A 25,540-nucleotide genomic window follows, 5' to 3' on the forward strand; every position below is an offset into this window, starting at 1 on the left:
TACGCACGCTGCTGATTCACGGCGCATGAGCCGTGATCTCGAGTTCGAAGCACTTACCGGCACATAGGCGGAATCTGCTGGCACGTCGGGCCTACCAATGTCGGAACCCGGCCGTCGCGGCGTAGCATTGCAAGTTCAGGCTGGATGACGCGAAAGCGGGCTCACGGTCGTGTACAAGGTAACGCTTCCGGCGCGGCGGCCGCGGCCCGCGTCGTCAGAAATCGCCGCTGGTAGACTGCCTCGCAGCGACCGCGGCCATCGCACAATACGATCGATTTTCGGTGGATCCTCGCGCAGCGTTAAAATAGCGCCCCTTCTCATGGGAGACGAAAATGTCCTGGTTCATTTACGAAGTGCCCGAATACCACGAAGACGCTGCGCGCATCGAGCCCTTTAGCGACCTGCGTAGCCGTGTGCTGAAAGTCAGTGGCCTCGCTATGGCCGACGAACTGGAAAGCGTTCGCGAGAACGCCGCGGCGACAGCGGACACCCCCGAGCGCCCCCTGCGTACTCCGGAAAATCCGCATGTCTTTCCGATTCCTTACGCCGACTCCATGATCCTGGTCGGGTTCATCTTCGATCTGAAGCGCGAATTCCGGCAACTGGTCGTGTCACCCGTGGAAATGCCCTGGCTGAAAGACGCATAAAAGGTGGTGGTCGGAACGGAAGCCGACGGGAGCGTTGCTCCTGTTCCGGAGCCGGGTCCGGATATCCAGCGCATGCTTTCGGATACACATGCGTCGAATTGGAACCGCGCGTCGGACTGAATCGAGCGGCGCAGTTATTGCGCCACCACGGGGACGTGCGCCGTATCAACCATTCTCGCCCCTAAGCTACGCCTGCCGTACGACGACATCCCAAGCGGTATGACACGCTTGCCCCGGTAGGGTGAGCACGCGCAGCACCACGCGGTCGCCACGCGTCACCGACAGTTTGCCGTTGCATGGCACCTGCAACGATCGCACTTCATCGTTTAGCTCCAGCTGTGCCCCCGGAGCTGACGGTTGCCCGCTCAAATGCGACAGCGAGATATCAATCACGGCTCGCTCGTACATCACTTCGAATTCGAGCTGGTGCGCCGCCCAGGCATTGAACGCAACGCCTTGCGGGTGTCGAAACGAACTGCCGGCAGCGAGGCGCGGGACATTGGGCAGCACGTCCTCATGCGCCGCGACGAAGGCCAGACCGCTGGCGGAGAATCGTTCTGAACACTGCGAATCAAGCTCGGCCGGTTGTTCTCGAGTTGCGGATTCGGGAGCGAGCGCAAACGCCTGCCCGAGTGCGATTGCCTGGTCGGCTTCGCGAGCCAGATATCGCCAGCGGTTCAGAAATCGCACGTCGCCAGTCATGTGCAAACCGCGGATCGGTTTGCCCTGATATTCGAGCAAGAGCCGAGCCGTATCGAAATCATGTCGCTCGTGAAGGCCCCATTTCGTGACGAAATTCTGCTCGCAGCCGACGAGTCGAACATGCCCGAGGCCGCCCCAAAGATGCAGGAACGTCGTATCCAGTCCATAGATCGCCTGGAAATCCTGCCCGATTCGTTCGGCCTGTTCCCGAACGTGTTGCGCGAACTGCGCCCATGCGATGCGCCCGCCGACAACAAGCCCGGCCTGTAGCGGATGTCCCAATCGGTCGAGCACGTCCTGCACGCACTGGTGCATCAGCGCGTCTCTCCGCTCTCCTATGATCGGTGACATGACGAATGCGCAGAAATGCGCGTCGGGCGCGACGTGGAGGTGATCATCGTCGGGTACGACATCGAAGATGTCGAAGCTCGGGCCCGGGAACCAGATATCGGCATCGTAGAGGGCAAGCGTCTTGAGTTCCGGATCGGCGTCGAAGATCGCCGCCGCCGATATGTAGCGATCCCATGGCAGGTCGCCGGCGCCCACACTGGTGTAGACCTCGATACCATTGGCCGCCAACAATGCTTGCTTTTTCGCGGACAGGCCGTAACCGATGACGCCAATGCGACCGCGATAGTCCGTCTCACGCAGCGATACGATGAAGGGGATGACCATCTCGTACCAGGCCTGCGTGTTGTCGTCGATCGCGAAGACGACGAGATGGTGGCGGCTGGTCTCGTTGTTATCGGGCATGTTCGTACGTGTGGTGATGGACGGGTAATTTCGTGTTTCGAATAGGTCCGGTCCGGCTGGTGTTTTTATGCGTTACGTTAATTATTCTGCAGTAGTCGCATAGTTATGCCCGCCATTCGATAACGATGAGAGTCAATTCAATGACGCTGCCGGCATTTTCGTTCGAAGAGTAAACGACGCTCGATTGTAATTGAAGGAATTCGTGTAGACGCGCTGTTTGGTACTTGCGTCATGTCGGCGCCATTTCAAGGGGAGCGCATTTTTGACCAACACGAGATTGATGCTGCACATGAGTCCGACGACGGCACGGCGGCCGGCGCCGGCATTCGGCAATGGCCAGCGTCAATGGCGACGGTCACGATCGACAAACATCCCGCTATTGCCAACGACTGGCTGCGTCGTGCGGTCGACGGAATCCGCGTGATGCACCTCTATGACGACGAACGCCGGCGCATCGCCAAACAGATCTTCTGAGGTTCGAGCGCAGGTACGACACCGCCGGCTTTCGCGGCACGTATCGAGCGAAACATCATCCCAGCTTTCACGCGAGAGCACCCATTCAAGCGCTCGGCGTCTCTCGGTCACTACACGTGTTCGAGACTGCAGCGTGATGAATACCCCGGTACAGCATGCGGCGGCGATGCCCGATGCCGCATCCAGCGCACCTCCTGTCACACTACCCGACAGCGTGGCCATGCCCGGATTGCCAAGCCCGTCGCCCGCTTGTCACGGCGCACCTGCCGTGTACCCGTCGCGACGACGGCCACCATGATCGCAATGATCGATACGAACCCGCCAACAGTCACGCACTCCGACTCCACTCAAACACGTCAGGCCTCACCTCGATACCCGTTGAGCCAAAATTCCTGCCGACCGACGCTTCACAGCGGCAAAAAATAAGACCCGCACGCGAGGTTGGATGCGCGTATGATGAATTTGCCCGAGTGCACGTAAGCGGCTTGACTGCTCACTCCGCCCCCGCCCCTCTCTCGCACGTGTCGTTGCCCCTTTCGCGTCACCCGCCACGCGTTGGCGATCGGGGAAGAATGGGCCCATCCTCACGGTTCGTCGCCACGAGCACCAGCAGGTCGTGACGAGTTTTCGCAGCTCAGCGAACAAAAATCTCAAATCCTGAATGGAAGGTGGCAATCATGAGCTGGTACTGCGATGTGGAGCACGAGTTGGCCAATATCAGGCGATCGATCGGACTACTTGAGAAGACGCAACATGCGTTCGTCAACCGATCGTCCGTCAATGATCCAGCGTACTGGCGAGTCAAGCTCAACAAACTCCGCATGCGATTCGAGCGAAACAAGGTTCTCGAACTCCAGATGGATGAGCTTTTCGCCCGCCTCCAGCGAATCCAGGATTCGAGCTTCCGAAAATAGGTGTTTTCCGCTCGCGCGCGGGCCCTCACCAGTCGCGGTATCCACCCTGTATGACCCGGGAGCAACATCATGATTGACGCCAACCCGAACAGCACCTTTCGGCACCTGCCGCTCACACTCGAACAAGACGCAGAAATTCGTCACTACATCAAGCGGAAACGTCAAAAAGGCGAACCATGGGACACGCCGGAGCTGTCGACGATGCTTCGGGACATGCTCGATCCCCCTCCGAATGACGACGAGGAGCCGGAGGCTGACATCGAAGAAACGAAATTGGCCTGCGAGTATGCATTGGCTTCGGTCGACGAAGCGATGGAACCCGTTTCCGCAAGCGAAGAGCGACATGCGGCGATGGAAAGCGAGGAGATGAAGCGCCCGTGACAGCAGCGTGCCGCGATGGCCGAAGAAGTGGCGCTATCGTTATTCACGTTCAGCCAGATTGAGCGGCCAGCCATTCTTCCGCCCACTTCGTCGCGTACGCAACTGCATCATCACGCACATCGAAGCCAGCCAGGTCGCCGCTGGAGTGCACTTCTCTCTCATCGCCGTCCTCCAGAATCGTGACGATCCTCACATGCGCGATGAATTCTCCATCAGCCCTGCGCGGCGTCGGATCGATTCGGAACCGCGTCGAATTGAAGAGCATCTGCCCCTCCGTGGCCGGTTGCCGCGAGCCGTGCTGCCGCAGCAGCAGCGCAGCAACGCGCGTCAGACCTTGAACATTGAACCGTCTCGCGGCATGAACGTGAGCACGTCGCCTACGGTCATTTGCGTTCACCGCGAACGCGAGCCTCGTACAGGTTGCTCAACGTCAACGAGCAAGCAGAAGTTCAGTGCGCCCATCGGTGACCACGACGTTCGATCGCCGCCACGACAACACTGATCACATGGCGCCCAACACTCGCGTCGGTCATGCCTGCGTCGAGGTACTGGCGAACCTTCATGCTCTGCGATTGACGGGAGCCGTTCTCGTTGTCCATCACGAAAACGTTGGCACTCCCGACATCAGCCATCAATACAACGTGAATCGTTTTGCCGCACGCAATCGCTTGCATATTCAGGGTCACCATGGAGGAGCCTGGTTGAGTCATTCGGATCTCAAGTATGCTCGCCAACATCCAGTCGTATTCGCCTATAAACCCCTCCTTTCCGGTCGTTTCCTCGGCGATTCGTACCCAGTGAGCACTTTCGGCTTATACGCACGACTGCATCGGCTCGATGTTGTTGTTCGTACGGATCTCCATGCGTAGAACGTCTGGTTGGCCCCGTTTTCGACCGGCACGCTAGGTCCGTCGGACATACCGCTCCGACACGACTGAGCGCTGCTGGATCCATGCGACGGCAAGCTCCAGCGCTTCATTGCGTGCCTCCTGAGCATTCGCGAAGTCCCCATCGACGCCGAGCGTGCGTGTTTCCCCGGCGCGGTCGGTGACGATGGCCGATGCGGCGTAGCGGCCACCTCCGGTGACGGTTACCACTGGCCGGACCTCGCAGCCGTGATACTCGATGACATTGTCCGTTTGCATACGACACCTCCTGCAGTGCATTGCGCATGGCTTGGGCGCGGGACACCGGTCATGCGCGCGGGCGTCACCACGTCGGCTGTCGCCGCCGCGAGTCCCGGCGCGCGACGAACAGCTTGTCGTTGAGATCGCGCAGCCATTCAGCCTGCGCGTCCAGGCACACGAGAACCGTCGTCCGGCTACCCGGCACGAAAGACGTCTCCATGCTTTCTCACCCACCATTGCCAGCGGTCTGCCGGCTTCGACGCGGTGTGTCGCTCGGGTGCAGCGCATCGAGGAACGTTTTGCCCTTCTCGGTCAGGTATGCGCGGCGTGCGCCCGCGGCGCAATGTTCCAGCATGACCAGTTGACGTTCGAACAGCGCGTCGAGCTCGGCGCGATTCATATCGATCTGGTCCGGAGCCTGGCGAACCAGCATCAAGGTCGCAAATTCGTGTGGGCTGAGCATTTCCGTCTCCCATAAGACATCGTCCCAATGCAGGGGCACGGTGCAGAAAACGACGCGTCGTGCAGGCCGTATAGAGAACCGCCGCGACGTGCTCACGCAAGGAAGCGCGCCGCCGAGCCGGTGTCATCGAGACAGCCGGCGCGTACTTTGGCGGTTTGCACACGTCGCTGATCGTCAGCACCCCCTCGTCAAGCGATCCATCGGTCGCTGCCGGGTGGAGCCCCGACAGCGATCGCGGTGATCTCGACGCTGTCGTCGGTGCGGCCGATGTGGAGAAAAGAATCCGCTGCGCATCGCGCGCAGGCTCGCGGGAAAGCCCGCAAGGACGTTGGTCATCTGCCGGTGCAGGCGGTCGAATTCGCCCAGCAGATTTGTGCTGAAGAAAAGATCGCTCATGACTGGCTCCTTGAAACCAGGGGCTTCTCACGAAGAACGAACCGGACCACGCGCTCCAGTTCGCCCGTCCGTGGAAAAGCTCCGCCGACAAACAAATCGAAACACGCAGCGCTTATCGCGACTGCCTGAGCGATGCATAAAATAGCGCAAGCAACGGAAATTTCAAGAGGCCCTGCAACATGGCATCCAGGAGGCTTCATGGTCCTTTTCGATACGCTTCGGGAACAGATGGACAGCGTGCGCATGCCGCTCTTTGCCGTCACGGTCACGGCGGCCGCACAGGTGAATACCCCGCTCTTCGCGATACTCCACTGGCATGGATTCCGGCGCGCGACACCGCTCGTGCTGCCCGGCGTCGAGATTCCGCCGCGGCCGGTTCCGGGCTCGGCTGTCCAGATCGATGCACCTTGGCACAGCTTCGAGACCGTCGACGCCATGCTGCTCGATGCCGCCTGGCAATCCGGCGCATGGGATGTCGAGCGCGTCGAGCGCCGCGGCTGCAACGTGATCGGCGCCAGCGCTGCCGAGGCGCTCGCTTGCCGTCAGGCGTTCGGCGACTATGGCGAGAACGCGGCCCACTCCCCGCAGCTTCTCGTTGACGAGACCGATCGCGACGAGCTGATGCAGCTTGCCGCACGGAGAGGCTACGTGCGCTGGCTGTTCCGGCCCGTCAAGGGAGGCCTGTGGCGCACGCTCGATGAGCCGGACGACACCCTGGACGCCGATGGCGGACGCCAGCCGCCCTGTCCTGTGCCGCCTGCGCCCCGCCGCCCGGAGGGACGCGGCCGCACGGTTTATCGCCTGGGCACGGTCCGTCGCATCCTGCTGCCACGATGAAACAATTTGTTACAAAGAGCCTTTTTTACGGCCCTTGAAGGGCGCGATGGGCGCCTCTATTTCGCATTCCGCCAGACAGTGGTGCGGCTGCCCGGCGGCGACTCTGACGTCAGTCAGGACGCCCGGCAACCGGATTCCTTTTTCGTGAACCTTTAATCGCTCAGGAGATGAGAATGCAGATTCGTCCCCTCTACGACCGGGTAATCGTCAAGCGAATCGAGACGCAGCGGACGACGGCCTCGGGCATCGTGATTCCCGACTCGGCCGCGGAAAAGCCCGAGCAGGGTGAAGTCGTCGCGGTCGGCAGCGGCCGGCTGCTGCAGGATGGAACGCTGCGCGCGCTCCAGGTGAAAGTCGGTGACCAGGTTCTCTTCGGCAAATACGCAGGCCAGACCGTCAAGGTCGATGGCGACGAACTCCTCGTCATGCGTGAGGAAGACGTCATGGGCGTCCTCGAGTCGGATACCGGCGCGTCCCGCAAGGCCGCCTGACATCCTGAGCCGGTCGCGAACACCCGACGGGTGGTTCGCGCCGCGTTGAGTCAACGACTACTATCCGGAGCAACAACATGAGTGCAAAAGACGTCAAATTCCATGACAGCGCCCGCGCCCGCATCGTCAAGGGCGTGAATGTCCTCGCCGATGCCGTGAAGGTGACGCTCGGGCCGAAAGGCCGCAACGTGCTGATCGAGCGCAGCTTCGGCGCACCCACCATCACGAAGGATGGCGTGTCGGTCGCGAAGGAAATCGAGCTGAAGGACCGCTTCGAAAACATGGGCGCGCAGATCGTCAAGCAGGTCGCATCGAAGACGGCGGATGTGGCCGGCGACGGCACGACCACGGCCACCGTGCTCGCGCAGGCGATCGTGCAGGAAGGCATGAAGCACGTCGCCGCCGGCATGAATCCGATGGACCTCAAGCGCGGCATCGACAAGGCCGTGACCGCCGTGCTCGACGAGCTGCGCCAACTGTCGAAGCCGATTTCCACGAACCGGGAAATCGCGCAGGTGGGCTCGATCTCGGCGAACGCCGACGACGCGATCGGCAAGATCATCGCCGACGCCATGGAGAAGGTCGGCAAGGAAGGCGTCATCACGGTCGAGGATGGCAAGTCGCTCGAGAACGAGCTGGATGTGGTGGAAGGGATGCAGTTCGACCGCGGCTACGTCAGCCCCTACTTCATCAACGATCCGGAAAAGCAGGCCGCGTATCTGGACGACGCGCTGATCCTGTTGCACGACAAAAAGATTTCGAATATCCGGGATCTGCTGCCGGTTCTCGAGGCGACCTCCAAGGCAGGCAAGCCGCTGCTGATCGTCGCGGAAGACATCGACGGCGAAGCGCTGGCCACGCTGGTGGTCAACGCGATGCGAGGCATCCTGAAGGTCGCGGCCGTCAAGGCGCCCGGTTTCGGCGACCGGCGCAAGGCCATGCTGGAGGACATCGCGATCCTCACTGGCGCGACCGTCATCTCGGAAGAAACCGGCAAGCAACTGCAGAAGGCCTCGCTGGAAGATCTCGGCCGCGCGAAACGTGTCGAGGTCCGCAAGGACGACACGATCATCATCGACGGCGCGGGCGACGAGCAGCGTATCGAGGCGCGCGTGAAGTCGATCCGTACGCAGATCGAGGAAACCACGAGCGACTACGATCGCGAGAAGTTGCAAGAACGCGTGGCGAAGCTCGCCGGCGGTGTGGCCGTCATCAAGGTAGGCGCGGCCACCGAAGTCGAAATGAAGGAGAAGAAGGACCGCGTCGACGATGCGCTGCACGCCACACGCGCGGCGGTCGAGGAAGGTATCGTGCCGGGTGGTGGCGTGGCGCTTCTGCGCGCGCGTTCGACGGCGACGAGCCTGAAAGGCGCCAACAGTGATCAGGACGCCGGCATCCAGATCGTGCTGCGCGCGCTCGAGGCACCGCTGCGCGTGATCGCGTCGAATGCCGGGGACGAGCCTTCCGTCGTCATCGCGAAGGTGCTCGAAGGCACGGGCAACTTCGGCTACAACGCGGCCACCGGCGAGTATGGCGATCTGGTCGAGGCCGGTGTGGTCGATCCGACCAAGGTCACGCGCACGGCACTGCAAAACGCCGCATCGATTGCCGGGCTGATCCTGACGACGGATGCAACGGTGGCTGATGCGCCGAAGGACGAAAAGCCTGCGCAGGCCGCCGCACCGGAGCTCGAGTACTGACCTGCGGGTCTTGCATGCGCCGGCTAGCAGTCGCGGCCGGCGCAACGCGTTCGGCGCCGCACACTATTCCTGTCATGCGGCGCCGCTTTTTGTGGTGGAGCGGCCATGAAACTGAAGCTGAACATCGATTCGAAACCGCTGGACGTCGATATCGACGACGTCGTGGCTGGACTGCTGGCGGTCCGCTTGAACCTGCCCGCAAACGCCGATCACCAGGACGCCCTCACCCGCTATCTCAGCGAGAAGGGCGCGCCCTGGATACTCGACGAGGAACACATGCGTCGACGCATCCTTCGCCGGCTGATTCTGGATATCGCCGATCCGGCACTCGTGATTCGTCATCTCATGGCTGACGAGTGAGCCGGACGGGTCGATTCCGAAGCGCGGGGAGTCATATCAGCCGATATCGATCGTGCGACTCGTGAACTTGGCGGGTTCCGACTTCGGCACCGTCAACGTGAGGACACCGTTGTCAAACTTTGCCAACGTGTGCTCGGGGTCGGCGTTGTCCGGCATCGGGATCGTGCGCGTGAAGCTTCCATGTGCGCGCTCCAGCCGGTAGCAGCCGTTTTCCTCACTGTGCACATCCTGCTTTTTCTCGCCGCGCAGCACGATTGCCCCATCCTCGACACTCACCTTCAGATCTTCACGCTCCATTCCAGGCAGTTCCGCGGTGACGCGCAACACCGGCCCTTCATCGACGACGTCGATGCGCGGCTGGAAACGCGATGAACTGAAGTCGCCGAACCAACGTTCGAGCGCGCCGCGGCCGGCAAACGGGTCATGAAAAAAGTCCTCCATCGCACCCCATGATTCGCGTGAGAACAGGCGTGAAATGTCAGGCCACGACGCGCGCCATTGCTCGCTTGCCGATGCGTTTTCCGGGCCTTCCGCATCGGACTTGCGGGCAGCGCCGCGAAGAAACTTGAAGGGGTTCCATTTTTTCGGATCGGTGTTCATAACGTGCTCCGATTCAGCTTCAATCTGGTTTGAGCCGCGGGCAGCGAACCGGGTAGCGAGCGAGGCACCCGTGCTGCACCGCGGCGGCTGACGCATCAGCTGGTCTTGATTTCGATGCGTCGTGGACGCGCTTCGTCGCGGCGCGGGATCGTCAGCTTCAGCACGCCATCCTGGAGGCTCGCCTCGATCCTGGACGTATCGAAGTCCGCCGACAGCGTGAACGTGCGCGCGAAATGCGGCTCACGGACCTCGGCATGCTGCACCCGCAGGTTTTGCGGCGTCGGCACCATTGCCTCGGCTTCGATCAGGAGGCTGCTGTCGTGAACCTTGACGTCGAGCTTGTCCTTCGTGACGCCGGGCAAATCGGCCCACAGCGTGACGCCCTGGCTGTCCTCGTAAACGTCGACGGCCGGCACGAGTGTCACGCGGCGCACCGTCTCTTCGGTGCCGCGACGGGCGACGGCAGACGAATCCCGTTCCGCCAGCTGGGTAGTGTCTTTCATGATCGGCTCCTCGTATTACTGGACGGTGATGGCGCGCGGCTTGGACGATTCGCGCTTGCCGATGCTGATCGACAGACAGCCGTTTTCGTAGCGCGCCTGAACCTTGTCGGGATCAGCCGTTTCGGGCAGCTCGATGACGCGCCGGAACATGCCGATGAAGCGCTCCTGCGCATAGGTGCGCCGCTCGCTGTCGGTATCGGGTTGGGGCGATTTGCGTTCACCGCTGATGGTCAGCAGGCCCTTGTCGATCGACACATCGAACGTGCCGGCATCGACACCGGGCGCGAACGCGACGATCTCGATCGAATCGTCTGTCGCGCCGATATTGACCTGGGGGAAAGTGCCGAAACGGCTCGCGCGGATGCTGGACGGAAAACCGCCGAAGAGTTGCGCCATCTGCTGCTGCAGGCGGTCGAACTCGCTGAAGAGGTCGGTTCCGAAGTAGAGATCGCTCATGATCACATCCTCCTCGATGCAGCATGGAGGCGAACGGGCCTACGCGCTCCAGTTCGCCTGCCACACCTGCTGGCAAACAAATCGAAACACGCAGCGCGCGGAGTGAAGCGGCCCGCGCGTCTGCCTGAGCGAAACTTAAGATAGGAATTCTGCGGAAAATTTCAAGGGGGTGATGGCGGTTTTTTGCACCTGAAATCTTTGCGCTGGCGCCTATAAGCCGCGGGTCGGCACATTTTCGTCTGACTATTATCCGGGCCAGATCTCAGCGGGTATTCGGTCGCACCGCTGAGCCCGCCATTTCGTCCGGATGAGCCCGTGACCTGAGCGGAGAAACCTCAGCCCCAACTCGAATTCAATATGATGCTGCACAGATTGACTCGGGCGAATCCCGGATCCTTGTACGCGAGGAAATCATCGTTGAAGGTGCCGAACGTCGTGTCCGGGCGATGCTTCATGCCGTCGTAGAACGCATCGATCATCTTGTTGGCAAAATCGGCGCCGCGCGGATAGGCGTCGACCACCGCGACGCGTTGTTCGTCGGTGAACTGCTCAAAACCGCGTCCCGCCACGTCCATTCCCGCGCCGGCTTGTACCAGCGCAATTTCTCCATGCATGTGCTCTGGAATGCCCGGCGTAGTGTGGAGCGCAACCGCTGCCCACACCTTCTCGATGTCTGCCTCGGTGATGCGATGGCTTCGCAGGAAGTCGCGCGCCGCATTTGCGCCGTCCACTTCGAAGCGAAGCTGGCTTTCGTGATAGATCGACGTCAACCCGATGTCGTGAAACATGGCCGCAACGTAGAGCAGCTCGCGATCGAAGACCATGTTGTTTCGTGTGCCGAGTAGCGCACCCCAAAGGTAGACGCGAGTCGAGTGGTTGAACAGCAAATCGCCCTCGGTATCGCGAATGAGTTGCGTGACCTCGCGCGCCAGCTGGCTGTCCGGGATCACGGCGTTGATCGATCCATTCGTCTGCACGGTATCTTCCTTCATCTGTTTGCTCGATTTCGTGTGGCTCGCTTGACCCGTGCCCCATGGCGTAGGATTCGGGCCGGGACCGATTGGCCGCGTCCACGGAGAAAAGCTACGCTTCTCTCGAGGCATGAAACAGTCCCAAGATCGACAAATTCGAATGCACCATCGACACATGACGACGCTCTCCATTGGCCTGGATCACTCCAGGCGCACGTCGCTGTCCGCCCAGATCTACAGCGCGATCCGCGACGCGATAGAGTCCGGCAAGCTTGCCTCGGGCGCGCGGCTGCCTTCCTGGTCGGATCTGGCCGCCCAGCTTGGCGTATCGCGGGGCACCGTACGCGCCGCTTACGAGCGTCTGATCGACGAGCAATTCGCGATCGGTCTCGGGGCGGCCGGCACCCGGGTAGCGGAGCGTCCCGCTGTGCCGATCGCAGCCGGCTGGTCGCCGGAAGCGCCGCCCCTTCCGGATCTGTTCGACGCGTTCGGCGCGGCACCTCTCGCGTTTCAAATGGGCGTCCCGTCACAGGACGCCTTTCCGTTCAAGCTATGGTCGCGCATCCTGGCGCGTGCGGCGCGCCGGGCATCCGCGGCGCCGGTCGGCTACCCCGATCCGCGCGGCGAACCGGACTTGCGCCGGGAAATTGCCGCCTATCTGGGTGTCGCCCGCGGTCTTCGCTGCAGTCCCTCGCAGGTCTTCGTCACGGCAGGTTTCTCCGGCGCGCTGAGCCTCGCGATTCGCGGGCTCGGAATGGAAGGCCGACAAGCGTGGATCGAAGACCCCGGCTTTCCGCTCACGCGTACCGCGCTCGGGCTGGCTGGCATGACCGTGACGGCCGTGCCGGTGGACGCCGACGGACTCGATGTGGATGCAGGCATCCGGCAGGCGAAGGAAGCGGCGCTTGCCGTGGTCACGCCCGGCCAGCAAGCGCCACTCGGGATGACGATGTCGCTCTCGCGGCGGATTGCACTGCTCGCCTGGGCCCGACAAAACGATGCGTGGATTATCGAAGACGACTACCTGAGCGAGCTGCAATTGACCGGACGGGCAGCGCCCGCGCTTGCGTCGATCGATCAGGATGGACGGGTTCTGCACGTCGGCAGTTTCAGCAAGACGATCAGTCCAGCGCTGCGTCTTGGCTTTCTCGTGGTCCCCCCGGACATGACGCGCCGCTTCGGCGATATCGCGGCGTGCCTCGCGCCCGCGCCAGCGGCGTGCATACAGCACGCCGTCACCGAGTTCATGCATGACGGGCACTATCTTCGCCATTTGCGTCGCATGAAGCGTCTCTACGCTGCGCATCGGGAGGCACTGCTTCGTTGTCTGAAGGAACAGGGCTCGAACGCGATCAAAATCCAGGCCACTGCCGGCATGGCCGTGGTGACGACGCTGCCCGCGGAGGTGTCGGATATCGATATCGCTTTGCGGGCACGCGCGTTCGGGTTGGCCCCGGTCCCGCTTTCGTCGTGGTACACGGGCACGCCGCGGCAACAGGGCCTGCTGCTCGGCGTGACGAACCTGAGCGAACGCACGCTCCCCACCGACTGTTCCCGCCTGCTGGAGCTCATTCGCGCGCGCGACTGACGAGCCGGAAAGCGCACCGCTGCCATTGCATCTTGGTACAACGAAAATGTTCATTCCTGGTGCTTTCGTGTGTTCGCGTCCAACACCACAATGGGCGAACATCAACGAACCAGACGACCATGAACATTCAGTCCATTGCGGTTGCCGCCTGCACCAGCATCGCCTTCTGCATCGCAGTGCCGGCCGCGGCACACGGCACGGGTGAAACCGTCACGCCGAACTTCCAGCACGCGATTCCCAACCTTCCGGGCAAGTCGTTGACCGCCGTCGTCGTCGACTACGCACCGGGCGCCGCATCGCCGGCGCACCGGCATGCAGGCTCGGCTTTCATCTATGCGTACGTCGTGTCGGGCGACATCGAGTCTCAGGTGAACGACGGCCCGAAGCGCGTCTATCACGCCGGAGAAAGCTTCTTCGAGGAGCCCGGCGCCGTTCATCGCGTGAGCCGCAATGCGAGCGAATCGCGGCCCGCCAGATTGCTTGCGGTATTCGTCGCGGACAGCAACGACAAGGTCCTGACCACCCCGGTCAAGTAAATCCCCTTCATCAAGGAGTTACGTCATGAGCAAGCGTCTCGATTACAACCAGATTGCGCCCGCGGGCGTGAAGGCCCTGGGTGGCGTGTATGGTTATGTCATGCAGAGCGGGCTGTCGCCCGTTCTCGTCGATCTCGTCTACCTTCGCGTGTCGCAGATCAATAACTGCGCCTACTGCCTGGACATGCATACGCGCGACCTGCTGAAGAAAGGCGTGAAGGTTGAAAAGCTGGCGCTGGTGCAGGCGTGGCGGGAAGCCGGCAATTTGTTCGACGAACGCGAGCGTGCCGCGCTGGCATGGGCCGAGTCGGTCACGCTGGTCGCGGCGACCGGCGTGCCGGACGAGGCCTACGATGCAGCGCGTGCCGTATTCGGCGAACGCGAGATCGTGGACCTCACGATTGCAGTCGGCCTGATGAACACCTACAACCGTATGGCCATCAGCTTCCGCAACACGCCGCAGGCCGTGCTGGAGCAGTGAAGCAGTTCGCGGCCCCGTCAGCGCAAACGCGGCAACGCCGACTCATGCAGAAGCACATGCCAGCACCCGAACTGACGGCGCGACCCGATCGCTCAACCCTTTGAGCTGATCGGTGCATTGCGGGCTTCGGGTGCAGAAACGAGAGCGCCAAGGGCGAACTATGCGGCGCACACCGTCGAATACAGAACTCGGGTTGAACGGCTCGACGCACGTAGCTGGCTGGCTCGTGTTGCCCGGTCGTTGAAGCAGAGGCAACCGGCGCTCGGTCGGGCCCGGCACGCATTCGCGGACGAAACAGGCGCCCGTGTCGGGCACCGGTTCGGAAGGAAATATGGCGGCGATGTGAAGGCCGACAGTCGCAGGATGCCGGTCATCCTGCAGTTCTCTCTACAACAACGACAATTGGCCCGACAGGCTCGCACGAGCGCCGCGATCGCTTTCCTGCTCCGATGGGCCCGGTCGGTCTGCGGACTGGATGTTCCCATTCCGCGCCGCATTCCCGCCGTCCGGCCGATACTTGCGCGCCCACGCGGTGCCAAGCACATCGGAGGAGAACACAACACCCGGCGCAATCTGAACAAGCTCGCTCATCTGCGGCTCTTCCTAGACGGACTGAACGTCGAAGTGCGCAGCAGCGTAGCGCGCACTGCAATTCCACACTTCAGCGGCATTCCGGATGAAGGTGGCCCATCCATTCTCGACGATCAACTCGGCGTCCGGAAATACGTCGCCGTGTCCCATCGCCCTGGCCGCAAAGATCGTGCGCTCACGACACGTCGCCCGGTATTTTCCATCGGGTAGCGTTGACGGCATCGGACTCAACCGTCGACTCCTTTCACTGCTCGATCAAAAACCGGTCACGGTTCTTCGCGCCTGCAATCCAATGCGGCGGCTTGCCGCGCCCGCTCCACGTCGCGCCCGTTTTCGGATCGCGATACTTCGGTGCGACCGGCGCGCGGGTGGCGCTCGACGGAGCGGCACGGCGTCGCCCGAAAAGTTGCTCGGGCGTGATGCCATATTCGGCAATCTGCTCACGCATCGTCGTGATAAGGCTTTCCAGTTCGGCGAGCCGCGCTGCTTCCGCTTTCTGTGCCAGCGCTTCTGCCTGTGCTTTAAGTTCGAGGTAGGTAGCCATGGATATGAAAGGATTCCTTGAAATTTGGAAGGTGGTCCAACAGCCCCTCTATATCGAGGCGAAACTCCGTCGACATTATATTCGCGACAGGAATGACAATCGATAGCGATCGATTTCCGCAGTATGCCCTATCGTCTTTATATAAATCAAACTGAATCCGGAAGCGGCGTAGTCGCTTTATAGGAATATCCGCTTTTGCGCCGCGCAAGCGATCCGGTCGCCGGGTGTCCGGCGTCGGAGGCTGCGATGGCTGCAACGGAACGGATCATGATGACGACGCGACTGGCTCGCTGGCTGGTCGCCCGGCCGCTGGAATGCGGACCTCAAGATCTCGTGTCGGGACGGTGTGCACATCCCGTGACTGCCCCAAGCCGAGAAGCCGGTTATTCGCGCGATCGTGCGTTCGTCGCGCCTATCCCTCGCGTCGCGCGCCGCGGCCCCGCGCGATCGCGACCGGCATGTGCTGGACATCGGCAAGCGCGCCAGGACATCAGCGGAAAATGATTCTGACGTGTAACGCCGTGCGAACAGCCAGGGGCTTCCGGTCACCGGAAGCCCCGGCGCGACGCCGACATCGGATGCGCCGCTCGTCGCGGGCTGCGCGTCACACCCTGGCGTTGCCCGTCAAAGCGCGTTCGGCGCCGCCCTTCCGTCAAGCACAGCGGCGACGTTATCGAGCGCGGTAAAACCCATCTGGTCGCGCGTCTCGATCGTCGCGCTGGCCATGTGCGGCGACAGAAACACATTGTCGAGCGCGGCGAAACGCGGATCGATATCGGGCTCGTTCCGATAGACGTCAAGCCCGGCGCCGAACAGCCGCTGCGACGTCAACGCCTCGTGGAGCGCATCCTCGTCGACGAGACTCCCGCGCGCCGCGTTGACGAACACCGCACCGTCGCGCATCAGGCCGAACGCGCGGCGCGTCATCAACGGCGTGCCGCCGCCCGGCACGTGCAGCGTGAGGATGTCGCACTGCGGCAGCAGCGTATCGAGATCCGCGCAATAGCGAGCGCCCGCCTCGACCTCGGGCGGTGCCGGCCGCCTGTCGGTATAGACGATCTTCATCCCGAAGCCGCGTGCGCGCTGGGCGACCGCGCGGCCGATCCGGCCAAAGCCGACGATCCCGAGCGTCTTGCCGTTCACGCGCGTGCCGAGCATGTCGGTCATGCCGAACGACTTGCCCCACCCCGCGCGCACGATGCGTTCGTACTCCGATGCACGCCGGCACGCGGCCAGAATCAGCAGCATCGTGAAATCGGCCGTGCAATCGGTCAGCGCGTCGGGTGCGTTGCTGACCACGATCCCGCGCTCGCGCGCGGCGGCCACATCCAGGTGGTCGTAGCCGGCGCTCGCGTTCGCGATGATCTTCACGCTCGGCGGCAATGCCGCGATGTGCTCGGCCTGCAGCCCCGATTTCTTGCCGATCAGCACCGCCGGCGTCGCGTAGCGGTTGCAGAACTCGACAACGGACGGCGCATCCATGTCGGCGTCCGTCACGTACGCATGGAATTCGGCTTCGGCACGTGCGGCCACGGCCGCGGGAACCCGTCGCGCTACCAGCAGGCGGGGGCGATTGTTGTCAGGCATGGTCTCGTCCTTGGGTCGGAAAACGGAGCACAGCCTACGAAGCGCGCTCGGCGCGGGTCAATATTGATTGATCCAATCAATGTGTCCGTGCTGCATCGCGCTGCCGGCTTCCCGGGCCGGTTCCAGTTGCATCGCCTGCTGCGCATCCTTCGCGCAGGCCCGCGAACGACGTGCCCGCGAACTCAGGAAAACCCTGACGACACCCCGTCGCGACGGGGCGGTTGATATTGATTGAAAGAATCAAGATTGCTGGGGAATCGCCGCCGCGCAATGCTTTTTGCATGTTCAACGGACGGAAGACGAGGTCGTGAAAATGCAGGCACGGAAAAAAATCGCGGCAGTGACAGGCGCCGGCACGGGAATCGGCCAGGCAGCGGCCGTCGCGCTGGCGCGAGCCGGATTCGGCGTGGCATTGCTCGGCAGGCGCAGCGAGCCGCTGCTCGCGACGAAGGAGATCATCGAGCAGGCCGGCGGGGTGGCCGCGGCGATTCCGACCGACGTCGCCGACGAGGCGTCGGTGGACGCAAGCTTCGCGCGGATCGAACGCGAGTTCGGGCACCTCGACGTGCTGTTCAACAACGCCGGCCGCAATGCCGGCACCATGCCGCTCGACGACTACTCGCTCGAATTCTGGAACGCCGTGGTCGCGACCAACCTGACGGGCGTCTTCCTGTGTGCGCGCGCCGCGTGGCGCCAGATGAAGCGCCAGAGTCCACAAGGCGGCCGCATCATCAACAACGGTTCGATCTCGGCGCACTCGCCGCGCCCGAACACGATCGCGTACACGGCCACCAAGCATGCCGTCCTCGGCATCACCCGCTCACTCGCGCTCGATGGCCGGCCGTTCAACATCGCGTGCGGCCAGATCGACATCGGCAACGCCGCCACGTCGCTGACCGAGCGCATGAACAGCGGCGTGCTGCAGGCCGACGGCCGCGTCGCGCCCGAGCCGCGCGTCGACGTCGCGCACGTCGCGGACGCCATCGTGCAGATGGCGAGCCTCCCGCTCGAAGCCAACATTCTGAACATGACGATCATGGCGAGCGCGATGCCCTACGTCGGGCGCGGCTGACCCGACGATCACCGGCGCGCATGACGACACCGTGCCGGCCCCCCTATCAGGAGACAGGAGACAACATTGAAAACCGCAGAAGAACAGGTTTCGGTCATGCGCGAGTTCGGCTCGCACGCGGACGTCGCCAGAAGGTCGCGAGTGCGCTACGGCGTGCTGTCGATGCTGCTGGTGGCGACCATCCTCAACTACGTCGACCGCTCGGCGCTCGGCATCGTCGCACCGGCGCTGTCGAAGGATCTCGCGCTTACCCGCGTGCAGATGGGCGAGCTGTTCGCCGTGTTCGGCCTTGCCTACTCGATCGCGCTGGTGCCGGCGGGCGTGCTCGCCGACATGCTCGGCTCGCGCGTCGCCTATGCGCTGTCGCTCGTCGGCTGGTCGCTGGCGACGCTGACGCAGGGGCTCGCGCACGGCTATCACATGCTGCTCGGCTCGCGGCTTGCGATGGGTGCGCTGGAGGCGCCGGCCTTTCCGTCGAACGCTCGCGCGGTGACGATGTGGTTCCCGGTCCAGGAGCGCGGCTTCGCAACCAGCGTCTATGTGATGGGTCAGTACATCGGCACGCCGCTCTTCACCGGTCTGCTGCTGTGGATCTCGTCGGCGTTCGGCTGGCGCGCCGTGTTCTTCGCGACGGGCGGCTTCGGCATCCTGTTCAGCCTCGTCTGGTACCGGCTCTATCGCGATCCGTCGCGGCATCGCAGCGTCAACGCGGCCGAGCTGCAGTACATCACCGAAGGGCGCCCTGTCGTGACCGCGCGTGAGCGCTTCGACTGGCGCATGGCGCTGCGCCTGCTCGGCTACCGGCAGATCCTCGCGATCTGTCTCGGCAAGTTCTGCAACAACACGCTGCTGGTGTTCTTCACGACCTGGTTCATGACCTACCTGGTCGAGGAACGGCACATGTCGATGATCAAGGTCGGCTTGTTCCAGGCGATGCCGTTCGTCGGCGCGACGCTGGGGATCCTGATCGCCGGCTACTTGTCCGATCTTTGCATCCGGCGCGGCGTGTCGATGTCGTCGTCCCGCAAGGCGCCGCTCGTGATCGGCACCTTCCTCGGCGCGTCGATCGTGCTGGTCAACTTCGTGCACTCGAACGCGCTGGTGATCGCGATCCTGACCGTCGCGTTCTTCGCGCAGGGAATCGGCTCGATGTCCTGGGCCGCCGTATCCGAGATCGCGCCGAGACGCTATGTCGGGCTCACCAGCAGCATCACGAGCCTCGCGGCCAATATCGCGGCCGTCACCACCCCGCTGATGATCGGCTACGTGACCCAGCACACCGGCAACTTCTTCTGGGCGCTGAACCTGATGGGTGCGATCTGCCTCGTCGGCACGCTGTCGTACTCCGTGCTGCTCGGCAAGCTGTCGCGCATCGAGCTCTGAGCGCGTTCGCATCCCTTGACCGGCCGCCGCGGCGGCTCAACCCCATCCGGCCCACGATCGTGATCGAATTCAAATGGGATCACCTGCAACTCTGCTCGGCTGACGCCGAGGCCACCGCGGCGTGGTTCGCGCGCTGCCTGAACGCCGAAATCGTGCGGCGCCCCGGCCGCGTCGACCTGCGGATCGGCACCATCAACCTGTTCATCACGGCCCTGCCCGACGCGCGACCGGCCGCCGTGTCCGACGGCACACGCGCGCAAGGCATCGATCACTTCGGCGTGCTGGTCGAGGATCTCGATGCCGCATACGCACACCTGGTCGAGCACGGCGCCGAGATCGTCCAGCCGGTGACGCGGATCCGCGCCGGCGTGCGCGGCTGTTTCGTGCGCGCGCCGGGCGAGATCCTCGTCGAGGTGCTCGAGCGGCGCCCGGCCGAGATGACATCAAGCTGAACGCGGTCTATAGTCGGCGCAAGCGGCCGGGCGCCGGCCGCGTCCTCATCACGACTCCCCATGCACAACTGGATCACCCTGACGGAAGCCGCGCGGCGGCTCGGCGTGCGGGCGCAGACCGTCTACGCGTATGCGAGCCGCGGCAGCATCGCCGTGATGCAGGATCCCGACGATCCGCGCAAGAGCCTGTATCGCGCCGAGGACGTGATCGCGCTGTGCCGCAAGAAACAGGTCGGCCGCAAGCGTGCGGCGCTGGCGGCGAGCACGATCTTCGGCGCCGAGCCGTGCATCCCCAGCGGCATCACCACCTTCTCCAAGGGCCGTGCGTGGTATCGCGGCCGCGACAGCATTCAACTGTCGGATACCGCCACGCTCGAGGAAACGGCCGCGCTGCTCTGGCAAGCCACCGCGCCCGTGACGTTCGACGCGCCCGCGATTGCGTTGCCGGCCAGCGAGCGTGATCGCCAGTGCGCGTTCACGACGCTTGCCACGTTGGCGGCGCACGGCCACTCGATGCTCGGCCGGCTCGACGGCGCGCTGCACGCCGAGGCCGGCCAACTCGTCGCGACCGTCGCGCGCGCGTTCGGCGCGCACGACGATGGGGGCCCACCGTGGACGCATCAACGGCTCGCGGCGGGCTGGGGCCTGGATGGTCGCGGCGCGGACCTGCTGCGCCGCGCGATGGTGCTCGTCGCCGATCACGAGATCACGAGTTCGGCGTTCGCCGCGCGCATCACCGCATCGACCGGCGCGTCGCTCGCGGGCTGCCTGCTGACCGGGCTCGCGACGCTGTCGGGCCCGCTGCACGGCGACGCGTCAGGACGCGTGCGCGCGGTGTTCGACGACGTGGAACGGCTCGGCGCCGCGCACGTGGTCGATCATCACCTGAAGTCGGCGATCCCGATTCCCGGCTTCGGTCATCATCTCTACCCCGACGGCGACCCGCGCGCGGCCGCGTTGCTCGCGCGGCTCGATCCGCCTGCGGAACTGGCGCGCTTCATCGACAAGGTGACGACGCTCACCGGCCAGCGGCCGACCATCGATGTCGCGCTCGCGATGCTGTCGGTGCAGCTTCGGTTGCCGCGCGACGCGGCTTTCGGGCTGTTCTCGATCGCGCGCAGCGTCGGCCTGCTGGCCCACTGCATCGAGCAGCTGCGCGTGGGCAAGGTGATCCGGCCGCGCAGCCGCTATACGGGACCAACGCTCGACGAACGGCATCTGCGTCCCGCGGCCGAAGACGACGGCAAACTGCCGAAAGCCGGCGTGATCGAGAAGAACCGGGTGTTCAAGATCGTGGATTGACCGCGGCTGCGATGGAGATGGACCTCGAAGCATCGATGCGGCCTTTCGATTCGTCACAATTCCGATCGAAGCCTGGCATCCGGCATCACCGGCGCCCGACGGGGCGTTAAACCGACGGACGGGCCACAGGTCCGGTGCGTACACCGGCGATACGCCCCTATAACCGACGCGTTTCACGACTGAAACATTTTCGATACCGGATCCGGCCCCGTGCCGACCGAGATTCCGAATCTGCAGTAGCGTGTGCGCCTTCTGCAGTGCGCCATTGCTGGCATGTCGGCACGGAATCGCACGAGCCTCGCGCAGCCGCAACGTATCAGACCTGAAACCAAACCGGCATTCGGATACCGCCGTCGGCCGGCGCATGCCTGCCTCCGCCCCACCCGGCGCGCCAGACGCCGCATCTGGCCCGCTCCTTGCTGTTGCTCCGACGCAAACACAAGCAGTCACAAGCAGTCGCACAAGCGACGAACAGCACATAAATAATCGGGGTGAGGTATGAACAAGACGGAGCGCTTGACGGCGGCAATTTGCGCGCGCGGCGGGCTGCCGCACCGGTCGGACCGTCACCAGGCCGGCGGCGTGCTGTAATGCAGGCCGCTGCTACACAAGCCGCTGCCGCGGCCGGGGAGCCGTGCGCCACGCACGGCTGGAATCTGCCGCACGGATCGGGTATCGAAGACGATCCGTTGCTGGGCTGCCTGCTCGTGCTGACGCGGCTGTTCGACCGGCCGGTGGGCGTCGACACGCTCGTGGCCGGCCTGCCGCTCGCCGGCCGGCGCCTCACCCCGGCCCTGTTCGTGCGCGCCGCGGCGCGCGCCGGCCTGTCGGCCAAACTGGCGCGGCGCGCGTTGCCCGACATCCCGGATGCGGTCCTGCCCGCAGTGCTGCTGCTCAACGACGGCCAAGCCTGCGTGCTGGTTCGCCGCAACGCGTGCGGCACCCTGCAGGTGATCCTTCCTGAAACCGGCATCGGCGAGGAAGCCGTCGACGCGGCCGAACTCGCGCAACGCCATGCCGGCCACGTGCTGTTCGCGCGTCCGGCCCACCGATTCGATGCACGCGACACGGAAAGCGTCGTGCCGCGCCCGCGCCACTGGTTCTGGGGCGTGGTCGCGCAATCGTGGCCGATCTATGCGGAAGTGATGCTCGCGTCGACGCTGGTCAATCTTTTCGCGCTGGCGATGCCGCTGTTCACGATGAACGTCTACGACCGCGTCGTGCCGAACCGGGCGCTCGAGACGCTGTGGGCGCTGGCGGCCGGCATCGCGCTCGTGATCGTGTTCGACGTCGTGATGCGCACGTTGCGCGGCTATTTCATCGACGTGGCCGGCAAGAAGATCGACGTGATTCTGTCGGCAAACCTCTACGAGAAAGTACTCGGCATCCGGATGGCGGCGCGGCCGCCGTCCGTCGGCGGGTTCGCTTCGCAGATCCAGGAATTCGAAGCCGTGCGGGAATTCCTCACGTCGGCGACCGCGGCGGCGCTGATCGACCTGCCGTTTTCGATCGTGTTCGTCGTGGCGATGTTCTGGGTCGGCGGCGGGCTCGGCTGGCTGCCGCTGCTGGCATTGCCGCTCGTGATCGGCGCGGGCGTGGCCGTGCAGGGGCCGCTCGCGCGGGCCGTGCAAGCCAGCCAGCGCCACGCGAGCCAACGCCAGGCCCTGCTGATCGAAACGCTGGTCGGCCTCGAGACGATCAAGGTCAACGGCGCGGAGGGACCGATGCAGGCGCGGTGGGAGCAGATGCTCGGCGAGATCGCACGGCTCGGACTCAAGTCGCGCCTGCTGTCGGGTTGCGCGGTCAATTTCGCGATGTTCGCGCAGCAGGTGGCCTATCTCGCGGTGGTCCTGTGCGGCGTGTACATGATCGGCGACGACCGTCTCACGACGGGCGGACTGATCGCCTGCACGATCTTTACCGGCCGCGCGCTCGCGCCGATGGGCCAGGTGGCGTCGCTGCTGACCCGCTACCACCAGTCGCGCAGCGCGCTGGCGTCGATCGACGGCGTGATGAACCTGCCCGGCGAACGTCCGGCCGAGCAGCGCTTCGTCCATCGGCCGGCACTCAGCGGCGAGATCGAATTCCGCAACGTCGGCTTCGCCTACCCCGGCCAGAGCGGCGTCTCGCTCGAAGGCGTGTCGTTCCGCATCGCCGCGGGCGAGCGCGTCGGCATCATCGGGCGCGTCGGCTCGGGCAAGACCACGATCGAGAAACTCGTCCTCGGCCTCTACCCGCCTTCATCCGGCAACGTGCTGATCGACGGCGTCGAACTGCGTCAGTACGATCCTGCCGCGCTGCGGCGCGGGATCGGTCACGTGCCGCAGGACGTGATGCTGTTCAACGGCACCGTGCGCGACAACATCGTGCTGGGCGCACCGGGCGCGGACGACGACGCCGTGTTGCGCGCCGCGCAGGTGTCCGGCGTCGCGGACTTCGTCAACCGTGTGCCGAACGGCTTCGACCTCGCGGTGGGCGAGCGCGGCGAAGCGTTGTCCGGCGGGCAGCGCCAGGCCATCGCCATCGCCCGCGCGATGCTGCTGTCGCCACCGGTGCTGTTGCTCGACGAGCCCAGCAGCGCGATGGACAACCGCTCCGAAGAGCTGTTCAAGGCACGTCTGTCGGTCCAGCTCGCCGGCCGCACGCTGCTGCTGGTCACGCACCGTCCGTCGCTGCTCACGCTCGTCGACCGCCTGATCGTGATGGATCAGGGCCGCGTCGTCGCTGACGGCCCGAAGGACCAGGTCCTCGCGGCTCTTGCAGGGAGGAAGCTCCATGTCGCTGCTGGCTGAACCCGACGGCGGCGGCGCGCCGACGACGCACCGCATCGCCGCGCTCAAGGCGCTGTGCGGGCGCATCGGCGCCGCGCTGAAGCCGCGCGCCGACGATACCGCGTTCATGCGCGAACGCTGCGCAGCCGCGATGGAGGGGCCGCGCTACTTCACTCACTGGATCCTGTGGGCGACACTCGCGTTCATCGTCATCGCCCTCCTGTGGGCCGCGTTCGCCGAAGTCGACGAAGTCACCGTCGGGGAAGGCAAGGTGATCCCGTCCAGCCGCGTGCAGGTGGTGCAGAACCTGGAGGGCGGGATCGTCTCCGAGATCATGGTGCGTGTCGGCCAGGTCGTCCAGAAAGGCCAGCCGCTGATGCGCATCGACGATACGCGGTTCACGTCGTCGTACAAGGAAGGACAGGCGAAGGATGCCGCACTCCTCGCCCGCATCGCGCGGCTGAGCGCCGAAGCGAACGGCGCCGCGTTCGTCGTGCCGGCCGCCTTGGCACGCGCGAACCCGGGCCTGCTGGACGAGGAACGCTCGCTGTTCGAGTCGCGTCAGCACGAATTGCAGGCCAATCTCGACGTGCTCAGGCAACAGGCCGAACAGCACCGGCAGGAGCTCGCGGAAAAGCGCTCGCGCGAGGTGCAGTTGCAACACAGCTATGCGCTCGTCGCGAAGGAACTGGCGTTGACGAGCCCGCTCGTGGAAAAAGGCGCGGTATCGGACGTCGAGGTGCTGCGGCTCGAGCGGCAGGCGACCGACATGAAGGGCGACCTCGATGCGACGCGGCTCGCGATGCCGCGGCTGGAAGCCGCCTATCGCGAGGCACGCCAGAAAATCGACGAAACGACCGCGCATTTTCGTGCCGACGCGATGAAGGAACTGAATCTCGCGCGCGCCGATCAGTCGGCGCTGAGTGCGGCCAACGTCGCGCTTGAGGATCGCGTCACGCGCACGCTCGTGCGCGCGCCGCTGAAAGGGATGATCAAGCAGATCAAGATCAACACCGTGGGCGGCGTGATCCAGCCGGGGATGGACCTCCTGGAAATCGTGCCGCTCGACGACACGCTGTTGATCGAAGCACGTGTGCGGCCGGCGGACATCGCGTTCCTGCATCCGGGGCAGGACGCGACGGTCAAGCTGTCCGCGTACGACTTCTCGATCTATGGCGGCTTTCCCGCCGTCGTCGAGGACATCAGCGCCGACACGATCGTGCCGGACCGTCCCGGCGAGAAACCGGACAGCTATTACCGCGTGCTGGTGCGGACCCGGCAAAGCAAGCCGAGCGGCCGGAGCCAGCCGGTCGCGATCGTGCCGGGCATGATCGCGACCGTCGACATCCGCACCGGGCGCCGTACCGTATTGCATTACCTGCTCAAGCCCGTCATCAAGACCAAGGAAATGGCGTTGCGCGAGCGCTGACACGAGAACCGGTTTGCAGTTCATCGGGC

General features: G+C 64.1%; 30 protein-coding genes and 1 pseudogene. 18 read left to right on the top strand and 13 right to left on the bottom strand.

Features of this window, described 5'->3' with window-relative positions; translation table 11 throughout:
* Positions 1 to 332 precede the first annotated feature (332 nt).
* Positions 333 to 647 (top strand): hypothetical protein, encoded by a 315-nt coding sequence (locus F3J14_RS11670; RefSeq protein ID WP_006751133.1) that lies wholly within the window; start codon positions 333 to 335, stop codon positions 645 to 647.
* Between the two features lie 186 nt (positions 648 to 833).
* Here the strand turns inward: F3J14_RS11670 and F3J14_RS11675 are convergent, their stop codons facing one another.
* Complete coding sequence (locus F3J14_RS11675) at positions 834 to 2,102, bottom strand: hypothetical protein (RefSeq protein WP_166723114.1); 1,269 nt, start codon at positions 2,100 to 2,102, stop codon at positions 834 to 836.
* Between the two features lie 231 nt (positions 2,103 to 2,333).
* Between F3J14_RS11675 and F3J14_RS11680 the strand changes: the two genes are divergently transcribed.
* The 3 genes from F3J14_RS11680 (at position 2,334) to F3J14_RS11690 (ending at position 3,871) form a co-directional block, all read left to right on the top strand.
* Entirely contained in the window at positions 2,334 to 2,576 is a 243-nt protein-coding gene (locus F3J14_RS11680) for a hypothetical protein (protein WP_166723095.1), read from the top strand.
* Between the two features lie 677 nt (positions 2,577 to 3,253).
* Entirely contained in the window at positions 3,254 to 3,490 is a 237-nt protein-coding gene (locus F3J14_RS36175) for a hypothetical protein (RefSeq protein WP_348771986.1), read from the top strand.
* A 69-nt stretch (positions 3,491 to 3,559) separates the two neighbouring features.
* A complete protein-coding gene (locus F3J14_RS11690) occupies positions 3,560 to 3,871 on the top strand; it encodes a hypothetical protein (RefSeq protein WP_166723116.1) in 312 nt (103 codons plus the stop codon).
* Between the two features lie 49 nt (positions 3,872 to 3,920).
* Here the strand turns inward: F3J14_RS11690 and F3J14_RS11695 are convergent, their stop codons facing one another.
* From F3J14_RS11695 to F3J14_RS11720, 6 genes and pseudogenes are all read right to left on the bottom strand, one after another.
* Positions 3,921 to 4,136: a hypothetical protein gene (locus F3J14_RS11695; protein WP_166723117.1), complete on the bottom strand. Its 216-nt coding sequence runs from the start codon at positions 4,134 to 4,136 to the stop codon at positions 3,921 to 3,923.
* 184 nt (positions 4,137 to 4,320) lie between these two features.
* On the bottom strand, positions 4,321 to 4,560 hold the full coding sequence (locus tag F3J14_RS11700; protein ID WP_166723118.1) for a hypothetical protein: 240 nt from the start codon (positions 4,558 to 4,560) through the stop codon (positions 4,321 to 4,323).
* 213 nt (positions 4,561 to 4,773) lie between these two features.
* Complete coding sequence (locus F3J14_RS11705; RefSeq protein ID WP_006751138.1) at positions 4,774 to 5,016, bottom strand: hypothetical protein; 243 nt, start codon at positions 5,014 to 5,016, stop codon at positions 4,774 to 4,776.
* 64 nt (positions 5,017 to 5,080) lie between these two features.
* Positions 5,081 to 5,218: a hypothetical protein gene (locus tag F3J14_RS11710; RefSeq protein WP_166723119.1), complete on the bottom strand. Its 138-nt coding sequence runs from the start codon at positions 5,216 to 5,218 to the stop codon at positions 5,081 to 5,083.
* 6 nt (positions 5,219 to 5,224) lie between these two features.
* Entirely contained in the window at positions 5,225 to 5,461 is a 237-nt protein-coding gene (locus F3J14_RS11715; protein WP_166723120.1) for a hypothetical protein, read from the bottom strand.
* Between the two features lie 172 nt (positions 5,462 to 5,633).
* Positions 5,634 to 5,857, bottom strand: a pseudogene (locus F3J14_RS11720) (Hsp20/alpha crystallin family protein); the annotation flags it as partial.
* Positions 5,858 to 6,055: 198 nt separating this feature from the next.
* On the opposite strand from F3J14_RS11720, the gene F3J14_RS11725 reads away from it, so the two are divergent.
* The 4 genes from F3J14_RS11725 to F3J14_RS11740 all read left to right on the top strand — a co-directional run bounded on the left by F3J14_RS11725 (position 6,056) and on the right by F3J14_RS11740 (position 9,245).
* On the top strand, positions 6,056 to 6,694 hold the full coding sequence (locus F3J14_RS11725) for a diguanylate cyclase (RefSeq protein ID WP_166723121.1): 639 nt from the start codon (positions 6,056 to 6,058) through the stop codon (positions 6,692 to 6,694).
* Between the two features lie 173 nt (positions 6,695 to 6,867).
* Positions 6,868 to 7,185, top strand: coding sequence for a co-chaperone GroES (locus tag F3J14_RS11730; RefSeq protein ID WP_006759515.1), 318 nt, complete (start codon positions 6,868 to 6,870; stop codon positions 7,183 to 7,185).
* A gap of 77 nt (positions 7,186 to 7,262) precedes the next feature.
* Positions 7,263 to 8,885, top strand: coding sequence for a chaperonin GroEL (groL, locus tag F3J14_RS11735; RefSeq protein WP_166723122.1), 1,623 nt, complete (start codon positions 7,263 to 7,265; stop codon positions 8,883 to 8,885).
* A gap of 105 nt (positions 8,886 to 8,990) precedes the next feature.
* Entirely contained in the window at positions 8,991 to 9,245 is a 255-nt protein-coding gene (locus F3J14_RS11740) for a hypothetical protein (protein ID WP_166723123.1), read from the top strand.
* 36 nt (positions 9,246 to 9,281) lie between these two features.
* Here F3J14_RS11740 and F3J14_RS11745 read toward each other — a convergent pair whose 3' ends face one another.
* The 4 genes from F3J14_RS11745 to F3J14_RS11760 all read right to left on the bottom strand — a co-directional run bounded on the left by F3J14_RS11745 (position 9,282) and on the right by F3J14_RS11760 (position 11,796).
* Entirely contained in the window at positions 9,282 to 9,845 is a 564-nt protein-coding gene (locus F3J14_RS11745) for an Hsp20/alpha crystallin family protein (protein WP_166723124.1), read from the bottom strand.
* Positions 9,846 to 9,940: 95 nt separating this feature from the next.
* Positions 9,941 to 10,348 carry an Hsp20/alpha crystallin family protein gene (locus F3J14_RS11750; RefSeq protein ID WP_166723125.1) on the bottom strand — a complete coding sequence of 136 codons (408 nt, stop codon included), beginning with the start codon at positions 10,346 to 10,348 and terminating at the stop codon, positions 9,941 to 9,943.
* Between the two features lie 15 nt (positions 10,349 to 10,363).
* Positions 10,364 to 10,804 (bottom strand): Hsp20/alpha crystallin family protein, encoded by a 441-nt coding sequence (locus F3J14_RS11755; protein ID WP_166723141.1) that lies wholly within the window; start codon positions 10,802 to 10,804, stop codon positions 10,364 to 10,366.
* 335 nt (positions 10,805 to 11,139) lie between these two features.
* A complete protein-coding gene (locus F3J14_RS11760; RefSeq protein ID WP_166723126.1) occupies positions 11,140 to 11,796 on the bottom strand; it encodes an HD domain-containing protein in 657 nt (218 codons plus the stop codon).
* Between the two features lie 154 nt (positions 11,797 to 11,950).
* Between F3J14_RS11760 and F3J14_RS11765 the strand changes: the two genes are divergently transcribed.
* From F3J14_RS11765 to F3J14_RS36180, 4 genes are all read left to right on the top strand, one after another.
* Positions 11,951 to 13,363, top strand: coding sequence for a PLP-dependent aminotransferase family protein (locus tag F3J14_RS11765; RefSeq protein WP_166723127.1), 1,413 nt, complete (start codon positions 11,951 to 11,953; stop codon positions 13,361 to 13,363).
* Positions 13,364 to 13,482: 119 nt separating this feature from the next.
* Complete coding sequence (locus tag F3J14_RS11770) at positions 13,483 to 13,899, top strand: cupin domain-containing protein (RefSeq protein ID WP_166723128.1); 417 nt, start codon at positions 13,483 to 13,485, stop codon at positions 13,897 to 13,899.
* Positions 13,900 to 13,924: 25 nt separating this feature from the next.
* Positions 13,925 to 14,380, top strand: a complete 456-nt coding sequence (locus tag F3J14_RS11775) for a carboxymuconolactone decarboxylase family protein (RefSeq protein ID WP_166723129.1) — start codon at positions 13,925 to 13,927, stop codon at positions 14,378 to 14,380.
* A gap of 363 nt (positions 14,381 to 14,743) precedes the next feature.
* Entirely contained in the window at positions 14,744 to 15,181 is a 438-nt protein-coding gene (locus F3J14_RS36180; protein ID WP_166723130.1) for a hypothetical protein, read from the top strand.
* 34 nt (positions 15,182 to 15,215) lie between these two features.
* Here F3J14_RS36180 and F3J14_RS11785 read toward each other — a convergent pair whose 3' ends face one another.
* Positions 15,216 to 15,515: an H-NS histone family protein gene (locus F3J14_RS11785; protein WP_166723131.1), complete on the bottom strand. Its 300-nt coding sequence runs from the start codon at positions 15,513 to 15,515 to the stop codon at positions 15,216 to 15,218.
* Between the two features lie 624 nt (positions 15,516 to 16,139).
* Positions 16,140 to 17,102 (bottom strand): D-glycerate dehydrogenase, encoded by a 963-nt coding sequence (locus F3J14_RS11790; RefSeq protein WP_166723132.1) that lies wholly within the window; start codon positions 17,100 to 17,102, stop codon positions 16,140 to 16,142.
* Between the two features lie 313 nt (positions 17,103 to 17,415).
* Between F3J14_RS11790 and F3J14_RS11795 the strand changes: the two genes are divergently transcribed.
* From F3J14_RS11795 to F3J14_RS11820, 6 genes are all read left to right on the top strand, one after another.
* Positions 17,416 to 18,174 (top strand): SDR family oxidoreductase, encoded by a 759-nt coding sequence (locus F3J14_RS11795; protein WP_166723133.1) that lies wholly within the window; start codon positions 17,416 to 17,418, stop codon positions 18,172 to 18,174.
* Positions 18,175 to 18,270: 96 nt separating this feature from the next.
* On the top strand, positions 18,271 to 19,557 hold the full coding sequence (locus tag F3J14_RS11800) for an MFS transporter (RefSeq protein ID WP_043174755.1): 1,287 nt from the start codon (positions 18,271 to 18,273) through the stop codon (positions 19,555 to 19,557).
* A gap of 59 nt (positions 19,558 to 19,616) precedes the next feature.
* Positions 19,617 to 20,009, top strand: coding sequence for a VOC family protein (locus tag F3J14_RS11805; RefSeq protein WP_166723134.1), 393 nt, complete (start codon positions 19,617 to 19,619; stop codon positions 20,007 to 20,009).
* A 60-nt stretch (positions 20,010 to 20,069) separates the two neighbouring features.
* Complete coding sequence (locus F3J14_RS11810; RefSeq protein ID WP_166723135.1) at positions 20,070 to 21,311, top strand: citrate/2-methylcitrate synthase; 1,242 nt, start codon at positions 20,070 to 20,072, stop codon at positions 21,309 to 21,311.
* 590 nt (positions 21,312 to 21,901) lie between these two features.
* Positions 21,902 to 24,103 carry a type I secretion system permease/ATPase gene (locus tag F3J14_RS11815; RefSeq protein ID WP_166723136.1) on the top strand — a complete coding sequence of 734 codons (2,202 nt, stop codon included), beginning with the start codon at positions 21,902 to 21,904 and terminating at the stop codon, positions 24,101 to 24,103.
* The gene (locus tag F3J14_RS11820) at positions 24,087 to 25,511 is read left to right on the top strand and encodes an HlyD family type I secretion periplasmic adaptor subunit (protein WP_166723137.1); all 1,425 of its coding nucleotides are present in this window, start codon (positions 24,087 to 24,089) and stop codon (positions 25,509 to 25,511) included. Before F3J14_RS11815 ends, F3J14_RS11820 begins: the two co-directional genes overlap by 17 nt.
* Positions 25,512 to 25,540 lie beyond the last annotated feature (29 nt).

Source organism: Burkholderia sp. Tr-862 (assembly GCF_011753085.1).
In the GTDB taxonomy this organism is placed as follows: domain Bacteria; phylum Pseudomonadota; class Gammaproteobacteria; order Burkholderiales; family Burkholderiaceae; genus Burkholderia; species Burkholderia ambifaria.

What these genes read in the sequence shown, in the direction of transcription:
- F3J14_RS11670 (WP_006751133.1), top strand. Translation starts at nt 333, where the DNA reads ATGTCCTGGTTCATTTACGAAGTGCCCGAATACCACGAAGACGCTGCG.
- F3J14_RS11675 (WP_166723114.1), bottom strand. Translation starts at nt 2,102, where the DNA reads ATGCCCGATAACAACGAGACCAGCCGCCACCATCTCGTCGTCTTCGCG.
- F3J14_RS11680 (WP_166723095.1), top strand. Translation starts at nt 2,334, where the DNA reads ATGTCGGCGCCATTTCAAGGGGAGCGCATTTTTGACCAACACGAGATT.
- F3J14_RS36175 (WP_348771986.1), top strand. Translation starts at nt 3,254, where the DNA reads ATGAGCTGGTACTGCGATGTGGAGCACGAGTTGGCCAATATCAGGCGA.
- F3J14_RS11690 (WP_166723116.1), top strand. Translation starts at nt 3,560, where the DNA reads ATGATTGACGCCAACCCGAACAGCACCTTTCGGCACCTGCCGCTCACA.
- F3J14_RS11695 (WP_166723117.1), bottom strand. Translation starts at nt 4,136, where the DNA reads ATGCTCTTCAATTCGACGCGGTTCCGAATCGATCCGACGCCGCGCAGG.
- F3J14_RS11700 (WP_166723118.1), bottom strand. Translation starts at nt 4,560, where the DNA reads ATGGTGACCCTGAATATGCAAGCGATTGCGTGCGGCAAAACGATTCAC.
- F3J14_RS11705 (WP_006751138.1), bottom strand. Translation starts at nt 5,016, where the DNA reads ATGCAAACGGACAATGTCATCGAGTATCACGGCTGCGAGGTCCGGCCA.
- F3J14_RS11710 (WP_166723119.1), bottom strand. Translation starts at nt 5,218, where the DNA reads ATGGAGACGTCTTTCGTGCCGGGTAGCCGGACGACGGTTCTCGTGTGC.
- F3J14_RS11715 (WP_166723120.1), bottom strand. Translation starts at nt 5,461, where the DNA reads ATGCTCAGCCCACACGAATTTGCGACCTTGATGCTGGTTCGCCAGGCT.
- F3J14_RS11725 (WP_166723121.1), top strand. Translation starts at nt 6,056, where the DNA reads ATGGTCCTTTTCGATACGCTTCGGGAACAGATGGACAGCGTGCGCATG.
- F3J14_RS11730 (WP_006759515.1), top strand. Translation starts at nt 6,868, where the DNA reads ATGCAGATTCGTCCCCTCTACGACCGGGTAATCGTCAAGCGAATCGAG.
- groL (WP_166723122.1), top strand. Translation starts at nt 7,263, where the DNA reads ATGAGTGCAAAAGACGTCAAATTCCATGACAGCGCCCGCGCCCGCATC.
- F3J14_RS11740 (WP_166723123.1), top strand. Translation starts at nt 8,991, where the DNA reads ATGAAACTGAAGCTGAACATCGATTCGAAACCGCTGGACGTCGATATC.
- F3J14_RS11745 (WP_166723124.1), bottom strand. Translation starts at nt 9,845, where the DNA reads ATGAACACCGATCCGAAAAAATGGAACCCCTTCAAGTTTCTTCGCGGC.
- F3J14_RS11750 (WP_166723125.1), bottom strand. Translation starts at nt 10,348, where the DNA reads ATGAAAGACACTACCCAGCTGGCGGAACGGGATTCGTCTGCCGTCGCC.
- F3J14_RS11755 (WP_166723141.1), bottom strand. Translation starts at nt 10,804, where the DNA reads ATGAGCGATCTCTACTTCGGAACCGACCTCTTCAGCGAGTTCGACCGC.
- F3J14_RS11760 (WP_166723126.1), bottom strand. Translation starts at nt 11,796, where the DNA reads ATGAAGGAAGATACCGTGCAGACGAATGGATCGATCAACGCCGTGATC.
- F3J14_RS11765 (WP_166723127.1), top strand. Translation starts at nt 11,951, where the DNA reads ATGACGACGCTCTCCATTGGCCTGGATCACTCCAGGCGCACGTCGCTG.
- F3J14_RS11770 (WP_166723128.1), top strand. Translation starts at nt 13,483, where the DNA reads ATGAACATTCAGTCCATTGCGGTTGCCGCCTGCACCAGCATCGCCTTC.
- F3J14_RS11775 (WP_166723129.1), top strand. Translation starts at nt 13,925, where the DNA reads ATGAGCAAGCGTCTCGATTACAACCAGATTGCGCCCGCGGGCGTGAAG.
- F3J14_RS36180 (WP_166723130.1), top strand. Translation starts at nt 14,744, where the DNA reads ATGCCGGTCATCCTGCAGTTCTCTCTACAACAACGACAATTGGCCCGA.
- F3J14_RS11785 (WP_166723131.1), bottom strand. Translation starts at nt 15,515, where the DNA reads ATGGCTACCTACCTCGAACTTAAAGCACAGGCAGAAGCGCTGGCACAG.
- F3J14_RS11790 (WP_166723132.1), bottom strand. Translation starts at nt 17,102, where the DNA reads ATGCCTGACAACAATCGCCCCCGCCTGCTGGTAGCGCGACGGGTTCCC.
- F3J14_RS11795 (WP_166723133.1), top strand. Translation starts at nt 17,416, where the DNA reads ATGCAGGCACGGAAAAAAATCGCGGCAGTGACAGGCGCCGGCACGGGA.
- F3J14_RS11800 (WP_043174755.1), top strand. Translation starts at nt 18,271, where the DNA reads ATGCGCGAGTTCGGCTCGCACGCGGACGTCGCCAGAAGGTCGCGAGTG.
- F3J14_RS11810 (WP_166723135.1), top strand. Translation starts at nt 20,070, where the DNA reads ATGCACAACTGGATCACCCTGACGGAAGCCGCGCGGCGGCTCGGCGTG.
- F3J14_RS11815 (WP_166723136.1), top strand. Translation starts at nt 21,902, where the DNA reads ATGCAGGCCGCTGCTACACAAGCCGCTGCCGCGGCCGGGGAGCCGTGC.
- F3J14_RS11820 (WP_166723137.1), top strand. Translation starts at nt 24,087, where the DNA reads ATGTCGCTGCTGGCTGAACCCGACGGCGGCGGCGCGCCGACGACGCAC.